This window comes from Streptomyces hygroscopicus subsp. hygroscopicus (assembly GCF_030269125.1).
In the GTDB taxonomy this organism is placed as follows: Bacteria; Actinomycetota; Actinomycetes; order Streptomycetales; family Streptomycetaceae; genus Streptomyces; species Streptomyces hygroscopicus_C.
Genome location: NZ_BSSM01000068.1, coordinates 1 through 418, shown reverse-complemented (window position 1 = coordinate 418; position 418 = coordinate 1). Strand labels below are relative to the sequence as shown.

The following is a 418-nucleotide window of genomic DNA, read 5'->3' as shown; positions in this document are numbered from 1 at the left end:
GCGGGCACCCCCACCGGCACGGTCGACTTCTTCGACGGCGCCACCCTCATCGGCACCGCCACACTCAGCGGCGGCACCGCAACCCTCACCACCTCCGCACTCCCGGTCGGCACCCACTCCCTCACCGCCGTCTACAACGGCAGCACCAACTTCGCCGGATCGACATCCCCGGTGGACATCCAGACCGTCACCCAGGCGGCCACGACCACTACTCTCACGTCGGCGCCCGACCCCTCCGCCTTCGGCCAGGCGAAAACCCTGACGGCGACGGTCACCGCCGTACCGCCGGGCGCGGGCACCCCCACCGGCACGGTCGACTTCTTCGACGGCGCCACCCTCATCGGCACCGCCACACTCAGCGGCGGCACCGCAACCCTCACCACCTCCGCACTCCCGGTCGGCACCCACTCCCTCACCG

The 418-nt window shown here is 71.8% G+C and carries 1 protein-coding gene; it reads left to right on the top strand.

The window, feature by feature from the left end:
• Positions 1 to 418, top strand: a 418-nt coding sequence (locus QSK45_RS38125; protein WP_285563540.1) for an Ig-like domain-containing protein, incomplete at both ends; no start/stop codon positions are given.